This window comes from Empedobacter sp. GD03797, assembly GCF_029842105.1.
GTDB classification, from domain to species: Bacteria; Bacteroidota; Bacteroidia; order Flavobacteriales; family Weeksellaceae; genus Empedobacter; species Empedobacter falsenii_C.
The window spans coordinates 248,565-265,336 of the sequence record NZ_JAOCFS010000001.1 but is presented as its reverse complement, the minus strand read 5'-3'; the positions used below and the strand labels follow the sequence as shown (position 1 = coordinate 265,336).

Genomic DNA, 16,772 nt, shown 5'->3' with positions numbered 1-16,772 from the left:
TATATTTAGATAATTAACATCAAAATATGCGATTAATTATATTCTTCATTTTTCTAATAAGTATTATTAGTTGTAAAAATTCGTTTGATAAAGAAATAAAGGAACATTTACAAGGCGATTGGTCAAAAGAATTTTATGACAAAACAAATAATGACCCAAACAAATTACCATCAATCTTTTTCAATATAAATAACATATATAAATTCTCATCAGATACTATTTATGACTCGAATCATTTTTCAATTTATAATGAAAAAACAAATGATTTTGAATATTTGGGTTACAAGACTAACTTTAAAATTAAAAATTCTGTAGTTTCTTGGTATAATACTGCGAGTAAAAAAAATATTGAATTTGGTAAAGTTGAAAAATTATCAAAAGATACCATTTACTTTGCGCATTTTATGTTAGTTCGCGACAAAGTAAAGCAGCAATTCAACAATGCTTTTGATGCTATTATTGTTACAAGTAGTGGCTGTTATGGTTCTTGTCCAATATATAATTATAGGTTAGAATCTAATGGTGATATAATTTATGCTGGAGAAAAATTTACGCAAATAAACGGAGTTTATGCTGGACAAATTAATAAAGAATATTTCAATTATTTTAAAAACAAGTTAAATCAGATAGACCTTTATCAAACAGATGATCAATATACTAATAATACAACTGATGGATATTTTGAAGAAATTGTTTTTATAAAAAATAATAAAATCACTAAAAGAATTTCATTTTATATAAATGATGGTCCTCCAAAAGTAAAACAATTATTAGACATTTTGCGTGCTATGCATTATTATATTGAGGATAAAAAACCATATCATTATAAAGATTATTTTTCTATTATAAATCCATTTACAAATGCTAAAGAAGTTAATTTAGAAGAATTTAGTGATTACCAATCATTTTATTTATGGACAGAATTAATGAAACATCCTTCAAAACCATTTCAGTTTAAACAAAAAACGTTCAAAATAAATAAATTTATATCTAAATTTTGGGATTCTAAGTATGAAGAATTTTCTCCTAAATCATTACAAACAATTGAAACAGATGGTCAACAATTTCAAATAAAATTTAAAGACTCTCCTATCCAATATTATGATTTAGGATATAATTTTTTAGAAAATAATGATTTAACATATGAATAAAAAAGAAGTTCAATTTTGAACTTCTTTTTTGTTTATTATAACATTTTTCGATGATCTAAAACTAAAATTTCTCCATTCGAAACAAATTTCCATTTTTGATCTTTCTTACATTCAGAATTTGGTGTTGCAGATTTTATATCAAATTCAACTTCTTTGTTTTTCATCGAAATTGAAGTATGATAATCGCATTCGCCAAGTTTTACATTAGTTGAAACATTATCATTTGCCAATAAATCCGTTTCTGGGATAGATTTTATTACTTCATTTATAATATTCAAATCTAATTCATTGTAAATCAAATCAAAATTATCTGTGACTAAATTTGTCGATAATCGAAACGAATTTGCTTCAACATCTGTCCTAATCGCAGTATTTTTGGTATTCAAATCTAATTCTTCGATACGTTTTGGACAATCCAAATAATCTGGAATTTTTTGTGCTTGTTTACTTTGTAAATCTTTCTGAAAAGCTTTAAGTTCAGAAAATAATTGTTTTTTTTCGGGTGAAGCTTCTTTAAATTCTGTTGTTTCTGTTAATTCTTGTTGAGTAAGCTTTTTGATTTCAGGTTTATTTTCTGAACAATTAAATAAAAGAAATAAAGTAAAAAATGAGTAAAAATAATGTTTCATAAGCAAGAGTTTTTGGTCTTACAATTTTACGAAATATTATTCTCAATTTCAATTATTTAACGTCTGAATTTTAAATTTTATATAAATGATAAATTGAAAAACATTAATTAAGATTATTTATATTTTTCTAAATCCAAACCAAGAATATCTCCAACTTTAGAAAATTCTTCATTTATCTTAGCATTCAAAATTAGTTGTTCATTTGTTATTGGATGATTAAATACCAATTGATGAGCATGAAGCATCATTCCTTTCAATCCAAAATTTTCTAACCACAATTTATTTTGTTTGTTACATCCATGCGGACGACTTCCCAAAATTGGGTGAAAAATATGACGAAAATGCTTACGTAATTGATGCATACGACCAGTTTCGGGAATTGCTTCTACCAAACAATAACGCGAAGTCGGATGATTGTTATATTCTAAATCAATTTCTGCGGTTTGCAAACGATGAAAATAGGTAATTGCATTTTGCTTTACACCATCGTCATTCGTCAAATCATAGTCTATCGTCATTTCTTCAGGCGCCCAACCACGCAAAATAGCCAAGTATTTTTTCTCAACTTCGCGTGTTGCAAAACGATCATTCATAATTTTTAAACTTTCTTTATCTAAAGCAAAAAGTAAAACTCCTGAAGTTTTGCGATCCAAACGATGAATAGGATAAACATGTTGCCCACCGATTTGATTGCGTAATTCTTGAACCGCAAAAACAGATGCATCACGCGCATAAAAAGATTTGTGAACCAACAATCCGCTCGGTTTGTTAATAGCAATAATATATTCGTCTTGATAAAGAATTTCTAACATTTGGCAAAAATAGAAAGTTATTTTCGGTTAGAAAATAGAACAGTCTTATATTTATTGCTTAATAAAATTGAATGAAAAAAGGATTGATTATTGGAAAAGGTTGGTTGGGATCAAGATTAGAAAAGTATTTAGGAAAGCAATTTTTGATCGAAACCACGAAACGAATTTCGGATGCAGAAAATTGTTTTTCAATCGATTTTGATAATTATAAATCTGAGAAAATATCAACGAATTATGACTTTGTTATTGTGACAATTCCATTTGGAAGAAGAAATAATTTAGAAGATTTACAACAACGGTTTCAGCACTTGATTGACTTTTTAGGAGATTATAACAATCAACTTATTTTGTTAAGTTCAACAGCTATTTATCTTGAAAATAATGAAATTATTTCTGAAAATTCAATTGAAACTATTTATTTAAATAATCCTTTTTATTCAATTGAAAATCAATTAAAAGAAAAATTTAATCAATTGATTATTTTACGCTTAGGCGGATTAATGGGAGACGATAGATTTCTTTCTAAATATATAGATTTAAATAGTCAAAATCTATCTCAAATGGTGAATCATATACATTATCTAGATATTTGCCAAGTGATTGAAAAATTGATTAATTCAAATAAAAATTCATCCATTTATAATGTCGTTACACCAGAACATCCTACCAAAGAAGAAGTGTTAGAATATCAATTAAACAAGAAAATTATTTCCGCTACAAATCGAGAAGGAAAAATAATTTCAAGTCAAAAAATACAAGATGAATTTAATTATGAATTCATTTATCCAAATCCTATTTATTTTTAAGGAAAACTAATTTCTTCTCTTTCGTTCTTTTGCTTTAAACACAAAAAAGAAAATTATTATTGATAAAACAGTAATTAATATTGTATCCCAATTTTTCTGAAAGAATTTTTTTAACGAACTTTCTTCATTACTATTAGATGATGAATAAGATTTTATTGATTTTGATTCCTCTATTCTTCTGTCAATTAATTCGTTTGAAAATCCGTATTGTTTGGCTATTTCATAAACATCTTTTGCTTCCTTCTCTCCTAATAATAAAAGAATATTACCATAATCAAATAATAATTGAGCCATTATTTCATCTTTTGGTTGAATAAAGGAACGTCTTTCATTCAATTGAAAATAAAGCTGATTTTTTAGACTATTCAAATCTTCTTTACTTAATGTTGAAACTGGAAAATCTTCATTTCCAAAATCTCTATTAATCAAACTTTCACTTGATAATTGTAATTGTTTCAACCTAATTTTTAGAATATTTTGATGAATCCATTCTGATTTATTATGCGAATCTGGATTTAAAACCAAAGCTTTAGAAATCCATTTTAAAGCATTTTCATTATCACCAATCAGTTCATAAGCCGTTCCAATATTAGAAGCTGTAGAATATCTGTTTGGATATTTTTTCTCAACTTCTAAATACAAATCTATCGCTTGTTGATATTTTCTTTGCAAAATCAAAATCAAACCTTTATCACTAAGTAAATCAGCGTCAGGTTTTACAGCAAACAAACTATCAATTTTCTTTAAATCATTATCCAAATTCTCTGTATAAAACGTGTGTCCATGCGGAATATTACCTTCTCTATCTTCATAAATATAAGAATCTGTAGAAAGTATTTTACTCTCTCCATTTAAACAAGCTAAAGAAAATGTAGAAGCAGTAAGAGAAATCAGAACAAATAGACTTTTTAAATATTTCATTTTTTGGAATTAATGCTTAAAAATAACAAAAAAAGCTGCTCTTACGAACAGCTTTTTAGAATTTATCTTAAATCTATTGATTAAGCGTGAATTGGGCGATTGTCTGTAGCAGCTAAAGCAGCTTCTTTGATCGCTTCTGAAAATGTTGGGTGAGCATGAGACATTCTTGTTAAATCCTCTGCAGATGCACGGAATTCCATTGCTACAACTCCTTCTGCAATTAAATCTGCAGCACGAGCACCAATAATATGCATTCCTAAGATTTCATCTGTGTTTTTATCAGCTAAAATTTTAGCAAAACCATCTGTATCCATAGATGCACGAGCACGTCCTAAAGCTTTGAATGGGAAAGAACCAACTTTGTATTCTACTCCTTCTTCTTTTAATTGCTCTTCTGTTTTACCAACTCCTGCAACTTCTGGCCAAGTATAAACAACACCAGGAATTAAGTTATAGTTGATATGAGGTTTTTGACCTGCTAATTGCTCAGCAACTAAAACACCTTCTTCTTCTGCTTTGTGTGCTAACATTGCACCAGCAACAACGTCACCGATAGCATAAATGTTAGAAACATTCGTTTGTAAGTGATCGTTTGTTTTGATACGACCTCTTTCGTCGACCTCTACTCCTACGTTTTCTAAACCTAAAGATCCTGTGAAAGCACGACGACCAACAGCTACTAAAGCGTAATCTCCGTTAATTTCAATTTCTTCTCCTTTTTTAGAAGTTGCTTTTAATGTAACATCGTTTCCGTTATTTACAACAGAAGTTACACCTGTAGAAGTGTGGAATTTCATTCCTTGTTTTTTCAATACTTTTGTCAATTCTTTAGACAAAGCACCGTCCATTCCTGGAATAACGCGGTCTGCATATTCTACAACTGTTACTTGAGAACCTAAACGTAAGTAAACAGATCCTAACTCTAATCCGATAACACCACCACCGATAACGATTAAGTGTTTTGGAACTTCTGTTAAAGCTAATGCTTCTGTAGAAGTGATGATACGAGTTTTATCTGTTGGCGCAAATGGTAATTCAGATGAAACTGATCCTGTTGCAATAATTGTATTTTTAGCTTCAATTTCTTGAGTAGAACCGTCTTTAGCAGTTACAACAATATGAGTTGCGTCTTTAAAAGCACCTGTTCCTTCTAAAACATCAATATTATTTTTACTCATCAAGTATTTGATACCAGCTACGTTAGTATCTACAACACCTACCTTGCGAGCAATCATTTGAGTGAAGTTTACCTTTGGAGCATCGATTTCGATTCCGTGCTCTTTAAAGTGATTTACAGCATCGTAATAGTGGTGAGAAGAATCTAATAAAGCTTTTGACGGAATACATCCTACGTTAAGACATGTACCTCCTAAACTTTCTTTCTCGATAATTGCTGTTTTAAATCCTAATTGCGCTGCGCGAATAGCTGCAACATATCCTCCAGGTCCAGCACCAATTACGGCTACATCATAAGAACTCATATAGTTTTATTTTGATTTATTATTATAATTAATTTAAACTCTACAAATATAACCAATATCGAATAGATTTTCGTTATAAAATTGTAATGAATTTTGTTAGGAAATTGGGAAAAGTATTGATACAATTATTATAGTTTTCAGTTCTTAATTTTTTTAAAAAAACTTATAAATTTTTACCGATCTGATAAAGTATGTTTATACGGCAATGAATTCAGGAAGTTTTTCCATTCTATTAAAATGTCAATAAAATCTAATAGAGGAATATTTATAAACCCACCATTAGTATCATGAAATGCAACTTTTGCTGAAGGAGAACTAATTATTATTATTTCTTCTGCACTTCCTTGAACAACATAGTTAGTTACAACATTATTCATAACATAATCAGGATTAATATCATATATCATTTCATCCACTAATTCTGGTCCTAAAAATTCAATATATTCCTTTAGATTCTGAGCTATTTCCGATTTATCTGTATTAATAATAATTGGATTTTTTTTATTTCCACTATCATTAATAACATTAAATTGTATTCCGTAATCTACCGCTTTAGACATAGTTGTAGTTTTTTTTAAAAAACAAAACCTCAGAATGAATCCGAGATTTAATTTTGAATTTAATAATTGATATCCATATTGTAATTGGTGGATTCCCATGTTCCTTGTAACATTTGTATGAGTGCGTCTATTACTTTGATTAACTCTGACGTTGGAAAGGGATATCTACCATAAAATCGTTTGAAATCTTTATCTTCTGTAGGAATGGTTTGCAGCTCTGCTACAGAAATATATGCTCCTTTACTTTGTAAAGCTGTTTTAACATTTTGCAAAACTTGTAACATAGTTTGTTCATCAGATTGATTTACTAAATCATCGTGCCACATTAATACTAAATAGCCATTTATGTCGTCTTGTAAACTTTCCAAAATTTCTTGTTTATTAGAAAAAATATATTGTGACTTTTTTGCTTCCTGATAAATGTAACAAAATGCTAACTGGATATAAACTTCATTAATCTCAAAACCTTTTCCTTCTTTATAGTCTATGAATGTTCGTGCCATAATTTTAATAATTTATTTTAATTAAATAAGTGCTAATCAATAATAGGTTTCAAATACGACTTCTTATTAACAAATTATCATTTATAATATATTGCGTATGATCACTTCCTAATAAATTAATAACTTCGACAAACACCGAATATTTCAAAATTTTAGATTTCTCGATTACTATTTATATTCATAATGCTAAGACATTTTAGTGCCATTTAGTGGTGGCGTAAGTAAAAAATCTCTCCAACCAATCACGATTTCTTTGAAATCTTGGGTAGGCAACTCCGAAACAAAATCATAATCTGAATTATAAAATTCTACAACATTATTATATATATGAATATTTATTGTTTCACTACCATTTATTATTTTTTCACTTGGATTAGCCATCGCTTCATCAAAATCTAGTAATAGTAATTCATTAATTTTTGGAGCCGTCCAGTCATTTAAAAAAGTGGTTAACTCTCCATTATTGGTACTTATCGATTTATAAATTTCTTTACCTGTTTCAAAATCGAAAACTTTATTTTCGAATCTTATTTGATATTTATCAATTATATTTTGGTTCATATTTTACTTTATACATTCTTTCCATTCTACTTTTGAAATAGATTCAACCAAAAAAGTTTCATAACTCCCTCTACATTCTTTCATAAAACTATAGTTAACAATCAAATATACCAATAAAAACAATCAATACCCATTATTGTAATAACTACAATTCTACAAATTACCTCCCACTTTCGTTCGTGTTTTCTTCGACCGTTCTTCGACGAGAATGCCGTTTTTCCGAAGATTCGTCGAACAATGGTCGAACGATGGTCGAACAAGCTAAAAATCGACCAAAAACACGAATCTTATCTACCTATGATGAATAGAGGTTTAGCGAGGTTTTTATTTTACTACAATACTATTATTGAATAAAAAGCAACCGGACAAAAGTGGACAAATGTGGACAGAAGCGGACAAATGCGGACACAAAATGGAGTTTTTGTAAATGATGTTGTTTCTATTGCTAACTTTATGAATATTAAAAATAAAAACTTCCAGTTATGGCAGAAATTAAAAAAGGAATCCTTGGTGGATTCTCAGGAAAAGTGGGAACTGTAGTAGGCGTTAATTGGCGGGGTAGGGACATTATCAATAGTTTACCAAAAAAATCGAAAAGACGATCTACTGATTTTTAGTAAATTAAATTCCAGTAGTGGTTGGTATTAATGGTTCAATTTCTTTGAAATAAGGATGATCTTTAAAAAAATCTGGAAACCACTTCACAAATTTATCATCTGTAATTAATCTGATTTCATCTGTTGATTGGTATTTATCTTCAACAGTATAGGCCCCATATCCTGGTTTAGGATTTATCCTATAATTAAAAATAAACACCAAATTTTCATATCCTAAACTATTGGTGTCATCATAAAATTTCTTATTTACAGTTATTAATTCACCACTTACTAGATCAAAGCCGCAATGCATTATTACCCTATTTCTTGAATCAAAAACATCTGTACCTTTATATGATAATGTCTTATCATAACCAAATGCCTCATAATCCCACGCCATAAAACCATTTACATTTTTTTTATTTTCATAAATCATACAGCTTATTTTTTCTGAAATACTGGAATATTTAGACAAAATTGCATTTTTATCCTGATTATCATCAAGAAAATAGGTTACCATCTTAGAAGAGGTTCCATCTTTTCTATTAATATGTAATTCTTCCATTTTCAAAATGCCATCTACAAATGTTTTTATTCTATATTCTTTCATTGTACCCAACTGCTGTTGAGAAATAGGTTTATTAAACCAATCAGTATATTTTATTTCTGTACTCATAGTTTTATTATTTTACAAATTCTATCCATTCTTCTAATAACTGTTTTAGATTTATCAAGGATATTTGATGCTTAAAAATTCCGCCACCATCATAAACAATTGCATTATTTGCAGAAAATTCAATCCAAGTACTAGAATTCTGGTCAAATAGATAGTCTTCTTCATCATTTGTACAAACAATAGCATACTCAATTTCTTCTAATAAAGTCTCAGCTTCGTCACTAGCCGCAGTTTGTAATAGATGAGACAATATTATTGAACCTTCTATATTAGTATTTCCATCACATGAATAAAAAATACTATTATTATTGTTTCTAATTTTTGAAAATCGTAAACTATATTTTTCTTTTATAGCCATTGTTTCAGTTAAAACTTCATTGTTGTAAATAATCTCGCCAGGCTTCTACAATTTCTTTAAAATCCAATGTTGGTAATTATTCAACTTTAAATCAATCAAATATAACCAAAAAACCCTTCACTTTTCAGTGAAGGGTTTTTCTATATTCTAAATTCGTAAATCTAATTTCTAACTTATGTTTACCAGTTCATCAAAACAGAACCCCATGTAAATCCAGCTCCAAAAGCAGTCATCATTACTAAGTCTCCTTTTTTGATTTTACCTTCTTTTTTTGCTTCACTCAATGCAATCGGAATAGACGCTGCCGTTGTATTTCCGTAACGCATAATGTTGTTGTAAACTTTTTCGTCTGGCAATCCCAATTGTTTTTGTACAAATTGAGAAATACGCAAATTCGCTTGATGCGGAATAAATAAATCTAAATCTTCTGGCTTTTTATTCGCAGCCGATAAAGCTTCGATAATTGATTCAGGAAAACGAGTTACCGCATGTTTGAAAACATAGTTCCCATTCATATATGGATAAATTTCTTTTTTAGTTAAAGTGTTTCCTTCTTTCAATAATTCGTCCGACCAACCTGTTTTTGTTCCTGGGAAAGTAACTGCTAATTCTTCCGCAAATTCTCCTTCAGAATGTAAATTAGTCGATAAAATTCCACGTCCTTCTTCTTCCGATGCCGAAACAATTACCGCTCCTGCTCCATCTCCAAAAATTACTGAAACACCACGACCTTCATCCGACATATCCAATCCGAATGAATGCACTTCTGCTCCAATCACCAAAATATTTTTGTAAACTCCAGCCTTAATAAAAGCATCGGCAGTTGATAACGCATATACAAAACCAGAACATTGGTTGCGAATATCCATTGCCCCAATCGTACGACAACCTAACTCTTTTTGTACCAACACACCATTTCCAGGGAAATAGTAATCGGGAGATAAAGTAGCAAATAAGATAAAATCGATATCTTGAGCAGTGATTCCTGCATCTTCTAACGCATTTTTAGCCGCAATAACACCCAAATCTGTAGACGAAATCTTAGAATCTGGCTCGATATGTCTTCTTTCGACAATCCCTGTACGTTCCTGAATCCATTCGTCATTGGTGTCCATCACCTCAGCTAAATCAAAGTTTGTAACAACTCTTTCGGGAACATAATGCCCAACACCTGTAATAATAGAGTGTATCATGTGATTATGGTTTACTTTTCAATTGAAGCAAAGATATTAAATGATAAGCATTCTTTAAAACAAATACGTCTTTTTGACAATAAATTATTTAGAAAATCTTGTTTTTAATATTCCGTTCATAATGATAGAAAGTACCATTACCCCTGTAGCAATGTAAAATATAGGATTCATATGTTCTGAATCTCCAAAAATAAGACTTGCCAAAATGATGCCATAAACGGGTTCTAAATTTACGTTCAGCATCAACGTAAAAGCACTTACATGTTTCAGCAAATCAACTGATTCTATTTGTGCAAAAGCTGTAAAAATGACACCAAGCAACGTCAACCATCCTAAGTTTGACCAACTTATATTTACAACTTCGGAAATAGCTTCTGGTTGAAAAAGAATCATTACCACCGAAAGTGTGATCACTCCACCAATCATTTCGTATAAAGTAACTTTAGTTGGTTTGATTGATTTTGGTAATCTCGAATTAAGAACTGCAAACAATGCAGAAAGAAAACTACACAAAATACCGATGATAATTCCCAATTTATAATCCTCTGGCGATGCATTAAAAATAACAGCTACACAAGCAGAAACAATTATGGCAAGAATAATTTCGAGCAGATTAATTTTTCGTTTAAAGAAAATAGGTTCTAAAATCGCACTGAAAAGGGCACCCATCGATAATGTACTCAACGCAATTGAAATATTAGAAAGTTTGATTGACAAATAAAATGTAAACCAATGTATTCCGACAATTCCACCGATAGCAAGTAATCTCAATAATTCATTTTTGGTCACTTTGAAATCCATTTTTCTGAATTTCATGTAAATAAAAACCGCAATAGCCGCAATAAGAACACGATACCAAACCATTGGCAATGCACTCATTGTAACTAATTTTCCGAAAACTCCTGTAAATCCCCAAAGAAGTACGAGAAACTGCAACCGAAGTTGAACCTTTGAAATCATTCTAAGCCTTTTTCGCAAAAGTAGAGTTTAATTCTATATTGCTAAAACGATTTAATTGATTTAATTGATTTAATTGATTTAATCTGTAAATAATTTTGTATAAGTTCTAATGTTAAATTAACATCAAATAATTATTACTCAAACTTTAATTGTTATTCTTAGTTGTATTTTCGAAACTTCAAAATTTATCGATGGATTTTAGTATTTTTTTACAACCAGATGCATTAGTTGCATTATTTACATTAACAATGTTAGAAATCGTTTTAGGGATTGATAATATTGTTTTTATCTCTATTTTGTCAGGAAAATTGCCTGCACATCAGCAAAAGAAAGCGCAACAACTTGGTTTATTTTTAGCCATGTTTACACGTGTAATCCTTTTATTCTCGTTAAGTTGGGTGATGAGTCTTACCACTCCTCTATTCAATATCGGCGAATGGATTGGCATTACTTCAACCGAATGGTTAGAAAAATTAGCAATCTCTGGTCGAGATTTAATTTTATTAATCGGAGGATTATTCTTGATTTATAAGTCTACTGTAGAAATTCACCACAAAATAGAAGGTGTTGAAGAAACTGAAGGAAAAGTGAAAGTACATTCTTTTGCAGGAACTATTGTACAAATCTTAATTTTAGACATTGTTTTCTCATTAGATTCTGTGATTACAGCAGTTGGTATGGCAGAACATATCGAAGTTATGATTGCGGCTGTAATTATTGCTGTTGCAGTTATGATGCTTTCAGCAAGTGCGGTTTCTAAATTTGTGAACGATCATCCAACGGTTAAAATGTTAGCTTTATCATTCTTATTATTAATCGGTGTTTCGTTATTAGCAGAAGGATTTGATCAACACATTTCGAAAGGATACATTTATTTCGCTATGGGGTTCTCTGTTTTAGTCGAATTCTTGAATTTGAAAATGAAGAAAAAGCATTCGAATCCAGGAATTGTCCGAAATATGGTTGGCGACGCAGAAGAACAAAACAAAAATTTATAACTAACTTTAAGGTCTCAATTATGAGACCTTTTTTATTTAAGAAAAAATCAATGCAAAATATAAAATTAATCGTGACAGATATGGACGGAACTTTGTTGCGTTCTGATCATTCATTAAGTCCAGAATTCAATAAAATTTACGAAGAATTAAAAGAAAACAACATCACATTTGTGCCTGCAAGTGGTCGTCAATACTATAGTATCATTTCTTATTTTGAAAATATAAAAGATGAATTGGCAATTATTGCTGAAAACGGAACTTATGTTACCTACAAAGGCGAAGAAATTTTTGTTGACGAATTAGATTGGTCTGTTGTAAAAGAAATCGTAGAAGAAGTGCGTAAAATAGAAGGCGCAAATATCGTTTTGGCTGGCAAAAATGCCGCTTATGTGGAATCGAAAGATGAAACTTTTTTAGAATATTTTAAAAATTATTACGATAAAAATATTTGGGTTGATGATTTAACTAAAATCGAAAATGAACAATTTATTAAAATTGCAGTAAATCACGCTGATGGAACAGAATTTAATGTATTTCCAAAATTAGTTGATTTTGAAAAATATGGATTAAAAGTTGTGGTTTCTGGCGAAGTTTGGTTAGATGTTATGAATAAAAAATCGAACAAAGGAGTTGCATTACAAGCTTTGATGAATAAATTGGATATTTCTTCTGAAGAAATCATTGTTTTTGGGGATTTTATGAATGATTTGGAGATGTTACATTTGGCAAAATATAGTTTTGCAATGGAAAATGCGCATCAAAATGTAAAAGAAATAGCGAATTTTAAAGCGCCTTCTAACGATGAAGATGGTGTAATTCAAGTTATTAAGCAATATTTACAACAATTAAAAACCGTAAATACTTAATAATCTGATAAATAACATCAATCATTTAACATTTCAAATCAGATTAAATTATTAATTTCGCACAAAACCTAAACAATCAATGTTCACTATCAACAAACATCTAAAAAGTGTTCTTGCAATTGGAACTTTACTTTTTGTTTTTTCTTGTAAAAACGAAAATAATCCAATTCAAAATCAAACAACAACTTCTTCTGAGCCAAAAGAAATTTTGCAGAATGATGTTGATTCTATTTATACGGTAAAAGTTGATTCATCAGCTTTGCAATTAGATACTATTGCAAAAGAAGAAAAGCAAAATCCTATTGATTCGACAAAACAATATGTTTACCTAACTTTTGATGATGGTCCATATAAAGGAAGTAAAAATATCAATAAAATATTAACCGAAGAAAATGTAAAAGGAACGGTTTTCTTAGTTGGTTTTAATGCTTTTACAAAAGATTTGAAACAACATGTAGAAGATTATAAAGCTAATCCAAATGTAGAAATTGCTAACCATACTTTTTCGCATGCTCGCAACAAATACAAAGCTTTTTACAGTGTTCCAGAACATGTTTACGAAGATATTCGCAAAAATGAGGTGGTATTAGATATACATTCTCGTTGGGTGCGTTTGCCTGCGCGTAACACATGGCGTTTGAACAAACGTAAAAAAGACGATCCAGTAAAAAATGCAATTCCAGCAGCTGATTTATTGGCTAAAAATCAATATTATATTTACGGTTGGGATTATGAATGGGAAAGAAGTGGAAAAAAATCTGCAAATCATCAACTTTCTTCGCCTGAAAAAATTTACGAAGGAATTGTACATCGTTTGGATCAAAATAAAACATTCGAAAAAAATCATTTGGTAATTTTAATGCACGATGATATGTTTAATGAAGATTATAACGCAGAAAAATTAAGACAATTAATTGTTTTATTGAAACGTAATCCGAAAATTGTAATCGAAGGAATTTCTGGCTATCCAACCAGGATTAGCTAGATAAAATATTAAGATAAAAAAATCCACTTCAAATGAAGTGGATTTTTTTATTAAATAAACTCTATCGTTGTTTCTATCTCGTGACCTTTTTCTAGCACTTTGTGCACAGGACAAGAATTTGCAACTTTCAGTAATCTTGCTTGTTGTTTCTCATCGAAATCGCCTTCTATGATAACATGACGTTGAAAAGTGATTGGCTCAGTTGTAATCATATCAAAATTGACATCTACCTCAACTTTTTTGTAAGCAAATTCTTTGTGATTCATATACATTTGCAAAGTAATCGAAGTACAAGAAGCCAATGCAGCTCCCAATAATTCGCTTGGTTTTGCAGCCGTATCTAAACCTCCTTTATCTAAAGGTTCATCTACATTAAATTCGTGTTTTCCTGCTTTAATATTCGAAATATAATTTTTATCCGTCGAAGTTGACGTTACATTAATATCACTCATTATCAATTTATTTTTCGTTTTCTTTTACTTTAGATTTTTGTTGTGCTTGCGGAATTGGAACATAATCGTCATCACCAGGAACTTTAGGAAAACGATGATTAATCCAATTTTCCTTCGCCGTTTCAATCGTTTCTCTTGAAGAACTTACAAAATTCCAAAAGATAAAATGTTCTTCTGGTAATTCTTCTCCTCCAAAAATATAAACGGTAGAACCTGCCGCAATTTCGAACTCACACAAAGTAGCTTCTTTCGCTACTAATAATTGTTTTGTTCCGTAAGTCTCTCCTCCATCTTTGATAGAACCTTCTAATACATACAAAGCAGATTCTCCATACAAATCTTTACCTAAAGAAACTTTGAAATCATTTTTAGCTTTAATCTCAATAAAATATAAAGGAGAATAAACAGGTACGCCAGAAGTATGTTCACCAAACTTACCTGCAATCAATTTATAATCTGCATTTTCGTCTGACCAATTTGGTAATTTATCTGCTTCAACGTGAACAAAACTTGGTTCCATATTTTCTAATTCTTTTGGCAAAGCCACCCAAATTTGTAATCCATGCAATGTTTTTTCAGTTGTACGTAAATATTCGGGAGTTCGCTCAGAATGTACAACACCTTTACCGGCAGTCATCCAATTCACAGCTCCAGGCTGAATTTCTAATTCAGTTCCCAAACTATCGCGATGCATAATCGCTCCTTCAAATAAATAAGTCAAAGTTGATAAACCAATATGTGGGTGCGGTCCAACATCAAGATTTTGATAATCTTTCATTTTTGTTGGTCCCATATGGTCGATAAATACAAATGGTCCGACATGTCTTTTTTGACGAAATGGTAACAATCTACCTACCAAAAAATTTCCTATATCAGCAGCTTTTTCTTCTAAAATTAATCCAACGTTAGACATAATTAGTTTAGTTTTTTAATTGATGTAAAATTAGTTTTAACTATTAATTTAAAACTTGATTTAAGTTAATAAATAAAAAAAGGCTAACCAAAAGGTTAGCCAATTATAACTTAATCTTAACGATTTCTAGTAATCGTAATTATTTTGTGTTTCTCCTCCAAAATTCCAAGCAATACCGAAACGTAATGTGTTTTCTAAAGCATTGTTTGTATCTGACATTGGAATTAAATAAGACGCATTAAATGCAAACGCATTGTATTTCAGTCCTAAACCTAATGTCAAATGTTGACGATCTCCTTTCATTGGACTTTCGTGAAAATAACCTGCACGAATAAATAAAGCATCATTATAAGAATACTCTGCACCTACAGAATACATAATTTCTTTTAACTCCTCTTTTCCTCCTCCAGGAGCATCTCCAAATGAACTAAAAATTCCAGACATTACTCCTTTATTAGGAATATATCCTGTACCAGGAATTGGATTTCCATTTTCATCTTTCTCATATGTTGGAGTTGGAACTAATAATTTAGAAAATTCTGTTGTAATTCCTACTTTATTGTAATCATCAAATTTGAAATCATATCCAACACCTAAACGTAATGTTGTTGGTAAATATGATGCATTATCTTCTGAGTTTGAATAATCTAATTTTGGACCAATATTAGAGATTTGGAAACCTCCACGTAATTTACCTTCAAAATTGTTGGTATCCATTGTTTCTGATTGATAATAACCTGCTAAATCAACTGCAAATGTATTTGCTGGCTGAACTGTACCATCGCTTACTCCATTGAATAAATCTGAACGAATGAAACGACCAGTTACCGCCATCGAGTAGTTATCAGTTAAACGTAAACCATATGATAAATCGATAGAGAATTCATTTGGTTTTGCTTTTCCCATCGAAACAATATCAGTTCCTTGTAATTGGTTAAGTTCTATTTCTCCCATATTGAAATAATAGATACTTGCTCCTAATGTACTACGCTCATCTTGTCCTAAGAAAGTGTAATAAGTTGCATTTAATAAGAAAACATCATTCACCAAAGATCCCATATATGGAGTATAAGTAAATGCTACTCCTGAATAATCTGGTGCAAAAGCATATTTTGCCGCATTCCAGTATTGTGAATAATTATCTGTTGATGTGGCTACACCTTGATCTCCTAAACCACCTGCACGTGCATCTGGAGAAATTCTTAAAAATGGAGCTCCAGTTAAAATTGGATTAGATTTTGTATAATCGTTCCCAGTATCATTTCCTCCTGTATCTTGAGCAAACGTAAATCCTGATGCTAAAATCAATAAGCTTGCGGTAATTTTTTTCATTCGTGTTATATTGATTATA

At 30.2% G+C, this 16,772-nt stretch carries 19 protein-coding genes; 5 read left to right on the top strand and 14 right to left on the bottom strand.

The features are described 5' to 3' along the window. Positions 1 to 26: 26 nt before the first annotated feature. A complete protein-coding gene (locus N5D90_RS01505; protein WP_280061343.1) occupies positions 27 to 1,151 on the top strand; it encodes a DUF6438 domain-containing protein in 1,125 nt (374 codons plus the stop codon). A gap of 35 nt (positions 1,152 to 1,186) precedes the next feature. Here N5D90_RS01505 and N5D90_RS01500 read toward each other — a convergent pair whose 3' ends face one another. Together N5D90_RS01500 and N5D90_RS01495 are read right to left on the bottom strand one after the other, a co-directional pair. After that, the gene (locus tag N5D90_RS01500; protein WP_280061342.1) at positions 1,187 to 1,780 is read right to left on the bottom strand and encodes a hypothetical protein; all 594 of its coding nucleotides are present in this window, start codon (positions 1,778 to 1,780) and stop codon (positions 1,187 to 1,189) included. 113 nt (positions 1,781 to 1,893) lie between these two features. Continuing rightward, a complete protein-coding gene (locus N5D90_RS01495) occupies positions 1,894 to 2,592 on the bottom strand; it encodes a pseudouridine synthase (RefSeq protein ID WP_280061341.1) in 699 nt (232 codons plus the stop codon). Positions 2,593 to 2,663: 71 nt separating this feature from the next. Here N5D90_RS01495 and N5D90_RS01490 point away from each other — a divergent pair, with 71 nt between their 5' ends. Next, positions 2,664 to 3,398, top strand: coding sequence for a hypothetical protein (locus tag N5D90_RS01490; protein ID WP_280061340.1), 735 nt, complete (start codon positions 2,664 to 2,666; stop codon positions 3,396 to 3,398). A gap of 6 nt (positions 3,399 to 3,404) precedes the next feature. Here the strand turns inward: N5D90_RS01490 and N5D90_RS01485 are convergent, their stop codons facing one another. The 9 genes from N5D90_RS01485 to N5D90_RS01445 all read right to left on the bottom strand — a co-directional run bounded on the left by N5D90_RS01485 (position 3,405) and on the right by N5D90_RS01445 (position 11,207). Continuing rightward, on the bottom strand, positions 3,405 to 4,319 hold the full coding sequence (locus N5D90_RS01485; RefSeq protein WP_280061339.1) for a tetratricopeptide repeat protein: 915 nt from the start codon (positions 4,317 to 4,319) through the stop codon (positions 3,405 to 3,407). 80 nt (positions 4,320 to 4,399) lie between these two features. Continuing rightward, complete coding sequence (gene lpdA / locus N5D90_RS01480; RefSeq protein ID WP_038331480.1) at positions 4,400 to 5,800, bottom strand: dihydrolipoyl dehydrogenase; 1,401 nt, start codon at positions 5,798 to 5,800, stop codon at positions 4,400 to 4,402. 173 nt (positions 5,801 to 5,973) lie between these two features. Then, a complete protein-coding gene (locus tag N5D90_RS01475; RefSeq protein ID WP_280061338.1) occupies positions 5,974 to 6,360 on the bottom strand; it encodes a hypothetical protein in 387 nt (128 codons plus the stop codon). A gap of 59 nt (positions 6,361 to 6,419) precedes the next feature. After that, positions 6,420 to 6,863 carry a hypothetical protein gene (locus N5D90_RS01470; RefSeq protein ID WP_280061337.1) on the bottom strand — a complete coding sequence of 148 codons (444 nt, stop codon included), beginning with the start codon at positions 6,861 to 6,863 and terminating at the stop codon, positions 6,420 to 6,422. Between the two features lie 186 nt (positions 6,864 to 7,049). Then, positions 7,050 to 7,424, bottom strand: coding sequence for a hypothetical protein (locus N5D90_RS01465; protein ID WP_280061336.1), 375 nt, complete (start codon positions 7,422 to 7,424; stop codon positions 7,050 to 7,052). A 621-nt stretch (positions 7,425 to 8,045) separates the two neighbouring features. Then, entirely contained in the window at positions 8,046 to 8,696 is a 651-nt protein-coding gene (locus N5D90_RS01460) for a hypothetical protein (protein ID WP_280061335.1), read from the bottom strand. A 7-nt stretch (positions 8,697 to 8,703) separates the two neighbouring features. Continuing rightward, positions 8,704 to 9,054, bottom strand: coding sequence for a hypothetical protein (locus tag N5D90_RS01455; protein ID WP_280061334.1), 351 nt, complete (start codon positions 9,052 to 9,054; stop codon positions 8,704 to 8,706). A 179-nt stretch (positions 9,055 to 9,233) separates the two neighbouring features. Beyond that, positions 9,234 to 10,247, bottom strand: a complete 1,014-nt coding sequence (locus N5D90_RS01450; protein WP_280061333.1) for a beta-ketoacyl-ACP synthase III — start codon at positions 10,245 to 10,247, stop codon at positions 9,234 to 9,236. An 84-nt stretch (positions 10,248 to 10,331) separates the two neighbouring features. Further along, a complete protein-coding gene (locus tag N5D90_RS01445; RefSeq protein WP_115000757.1) occupies positions 10,332 to 11,207 on the bottom strand; it encodes a DMT family transporter in 876 nt (291 codons plus the stop codon). 191 nt (positions 11,208 to 11,398) lie between these two features. Here N5D90_RS01445 and N5D90_RS01440 point away from each other — a divergent pair, with 191 nt between their 5' ends. From N5D90_RS01440 to N5D90_RS01430, 3 genes are all read left to right on the top strand, one after another. Then, positions 11,399 to 12,205 carry a TerC family protein gene (locus N5D90_RS01440; RefSeq protein ID WP_038331456.1) on the top strand — a complete coding sequence of 269 codons (807 nt, stop codon included), beginning with the start codon at positions 11,399 to 11,401 and terminating at the stop codon, positions 12,203 to 12,205. A gap of 50 nt (positions 12,206 to 12,255) precedes the next feature. Beyond that, positions 12,256 to 13,071 (top strand): HAD family hydrolase, encoded by an 816-nt coding sequence (locus N5D90_RS01435; protein WP_280061332.1) that lies wholly within the window; start codon positions 12,256 to 12,258, stop codon positions 13,069 to 13,071. A gap of 79 nt (positions 13,072 to 13,150) precedes the next feature. Further along, the gene (locus tag N5D90_RS01430) at positions 13,151 to 14,056 is read left to right on the top strand and encodes a polysaccharide deacetylase family protein (RefSeq protein WP_280061331.1); all 906 of its coding nucleotides are present in this window, start codon (positions 13,151 to 13,153) and stop codon (positions 14,054 to 14,056) included. Positions 14,057 to 14,106: 50 nt separating this feature from the next. On the opposite strand, the gene N5D90_RS01425 is transcribed toward N5D90_RS01430, so the two are convergent. From N5D90_RS01425 to porV, 3 genes are all read right to left on the bottom strand, one after another. Further along, positions 14,107 to 14,508: an OsmC family protein gene (locus N5D90_RS01425; protein WP_280061330.1), complete on the bottom strand. Its 402-nt coding sequence runs from the start codon at positions 14,506 to 14,508 to the stop codon at positions 14,107 to 14,109. 7 nt (positions 14,509 to 14,515) lie between these two features. After that, on the bottom strand, positions 14,516 to 15,421 hold the full coding sequence (locus tag N5D90_RS01420; protein WP_280061329.1) for a pirin family protein: 906 nt from the start codon (positions 15,419 to 15,421) through the stop codon (positions 14,516 to 14,518). 126 nt (positions 15,422 to 15,547) lie between these two features. Beyond that, positions 15,548 to 16,753, bottom strand: a complete 1,206-nt coding sequence (porV, locus tag N5D90_RS01415; RefSeq protein WP_038331444.1) for a type IX secretion system outer membrane channel protein PorV — start codon at positions 16,751 to 16,753, stop codon at positions 15,548 to 15,550. Between the last annotated feature and the right edge of the window lie 19 nt (positions 16,754 to 16,772).

Excerpts from the sequence above, each read along its gene's own strand:
- N5D90_RS01505 (WP_280061343.1), top strand. The coding sequence starts at position 27 with ATGCGATTAATTATATTCTTCATTTTTCTAATAAGTATTATTAGTTGT.
- N5D90_RS01500 (WP_280061342.1), bottom strand. The coding sequence starts at position 1,780 with ATGAAACATTATTTTTACTCATTTTTTACTTTATTTCTTTTATTTAAT.
- N5D90_RS01495 (WP_280061341.1), bottom strand. The coding sequence starts at position 2,592 with ATGTTAGAAATTCTTTATCAAGACGAATATATTATTGCTATTAACAAA.
- N5D90_RS01490 (WP_280061340.1), top strand. The coding sequence starts at position 2,664 with ATGAAAAAAGGATTGATTATTGGAAAAGGTTGGTTGGGATCAAGATTA.
- N5D90_RS01485 (WP_280061339.1), bottom strand. The coding sequence starts at position 4,319 with ATGAAATATTTAAAAAGTCTATTTGTTCTGATTTCTCTTACTGCTTCT.
- lpdA (WP_038331480.1), bottom strand. The coding sequence starts at position 5,800 with ATGAGTTCTTATGATGTAGCCGTAATTGGTGCTGGACCTGGAGGATAT.
- N5D90_RS01475 (WP_280061338.1), bottom strand. The coding sequence starts at position 6,360 with ATGTCTAAAGCGGTAGATTACGGAATACAATTTAATGTTATTAATGAT.
- N5D90_RS01470 (WP_280061337.1), bottom strand. The coding sequence starts at position 6,863 with ATGGCACGAACATTCATAGACTATAAAGAAGGAAAAGGTTTTGAGATT.
- N5D90_RS01465 (WP_280061336.1), bottom strand. The coding sequence starts at position 7,424 with ATGAACCAAAATATAATTGATAAATATCAAATAAGATTCGAAAATAAA.
- N5D90_RS01460 (WP_280061335.1), bottom strand. The coding sequence starts at position 8,696 with ATGAGTACAGAAATAAAATATACTGATTGGTTTAATAAACCTATTTCT.
- N5D90_RS01455 (WP_280061334.1), bottom strand. The coding sequence starts at position 9,054 with ATGGCTATAAAAGAAAAATATAGTTTACGATTTTCAAAAATTAGAAAC.
- N5D90_RS01450 (WP_280061333.1), bottom strand. The coding sequence starts at position 10,247 with ATGATACACTCTATTATTACAGGTGTTGGGCATTATGTTCCCGAAAGA.
- N5D90_RS01445 (WP_115000757.1), bottom strand. The coding sequence starts at position 11,207 with ATGATTTCAAAGGTTCAACTTCGGTTGCAGTTTCTCGTACTTCTTTGG.
- N5D90_RS01440 (WP_038331456.1), top strand. The coding sequence starts at position 11,399 with ATGGATTTTAGTATTTTTTTACAACCAGATGCATTAGTTGCATTATTT.
- N5D90_RS01435 (WP_280061332.1), top strand. The coding sequence starts at position 12,256 with ATGCAAAATATAAAATTAATCGTGACAGATATGGACGGAACTTTGTTG.
- N5D90_RS01430 (WP_280061331.1), top strand. The coding sequence starts at position 13,151 with ATGTTCACTATCAACAAACATCTAAAAAGTGTTCTTGCAATTGGAACT.
- N5D90_RS01425 (WP_280061330.1), bottom strand. The coding sequence starts at position 14,508 with ATGAGTGATATTAATGTAACGTCAACTTCGACGGATAAAAATTATATT.
- N5D90_RS01420 (WP_280061329.1), bottom strand. The coding sequence starts at position 15,421 with ATGTCTAACGTTGGATTAATTTTAGAAGAAAAAGCTGCTGATATAGGA.
- porV (WP_038331444.1), bottom strand. The coding sequence starts at position 16,753 with ATGAAAAAAATTACCGCAAGCTTATTGATTTTAGCATCAGGATTTACG.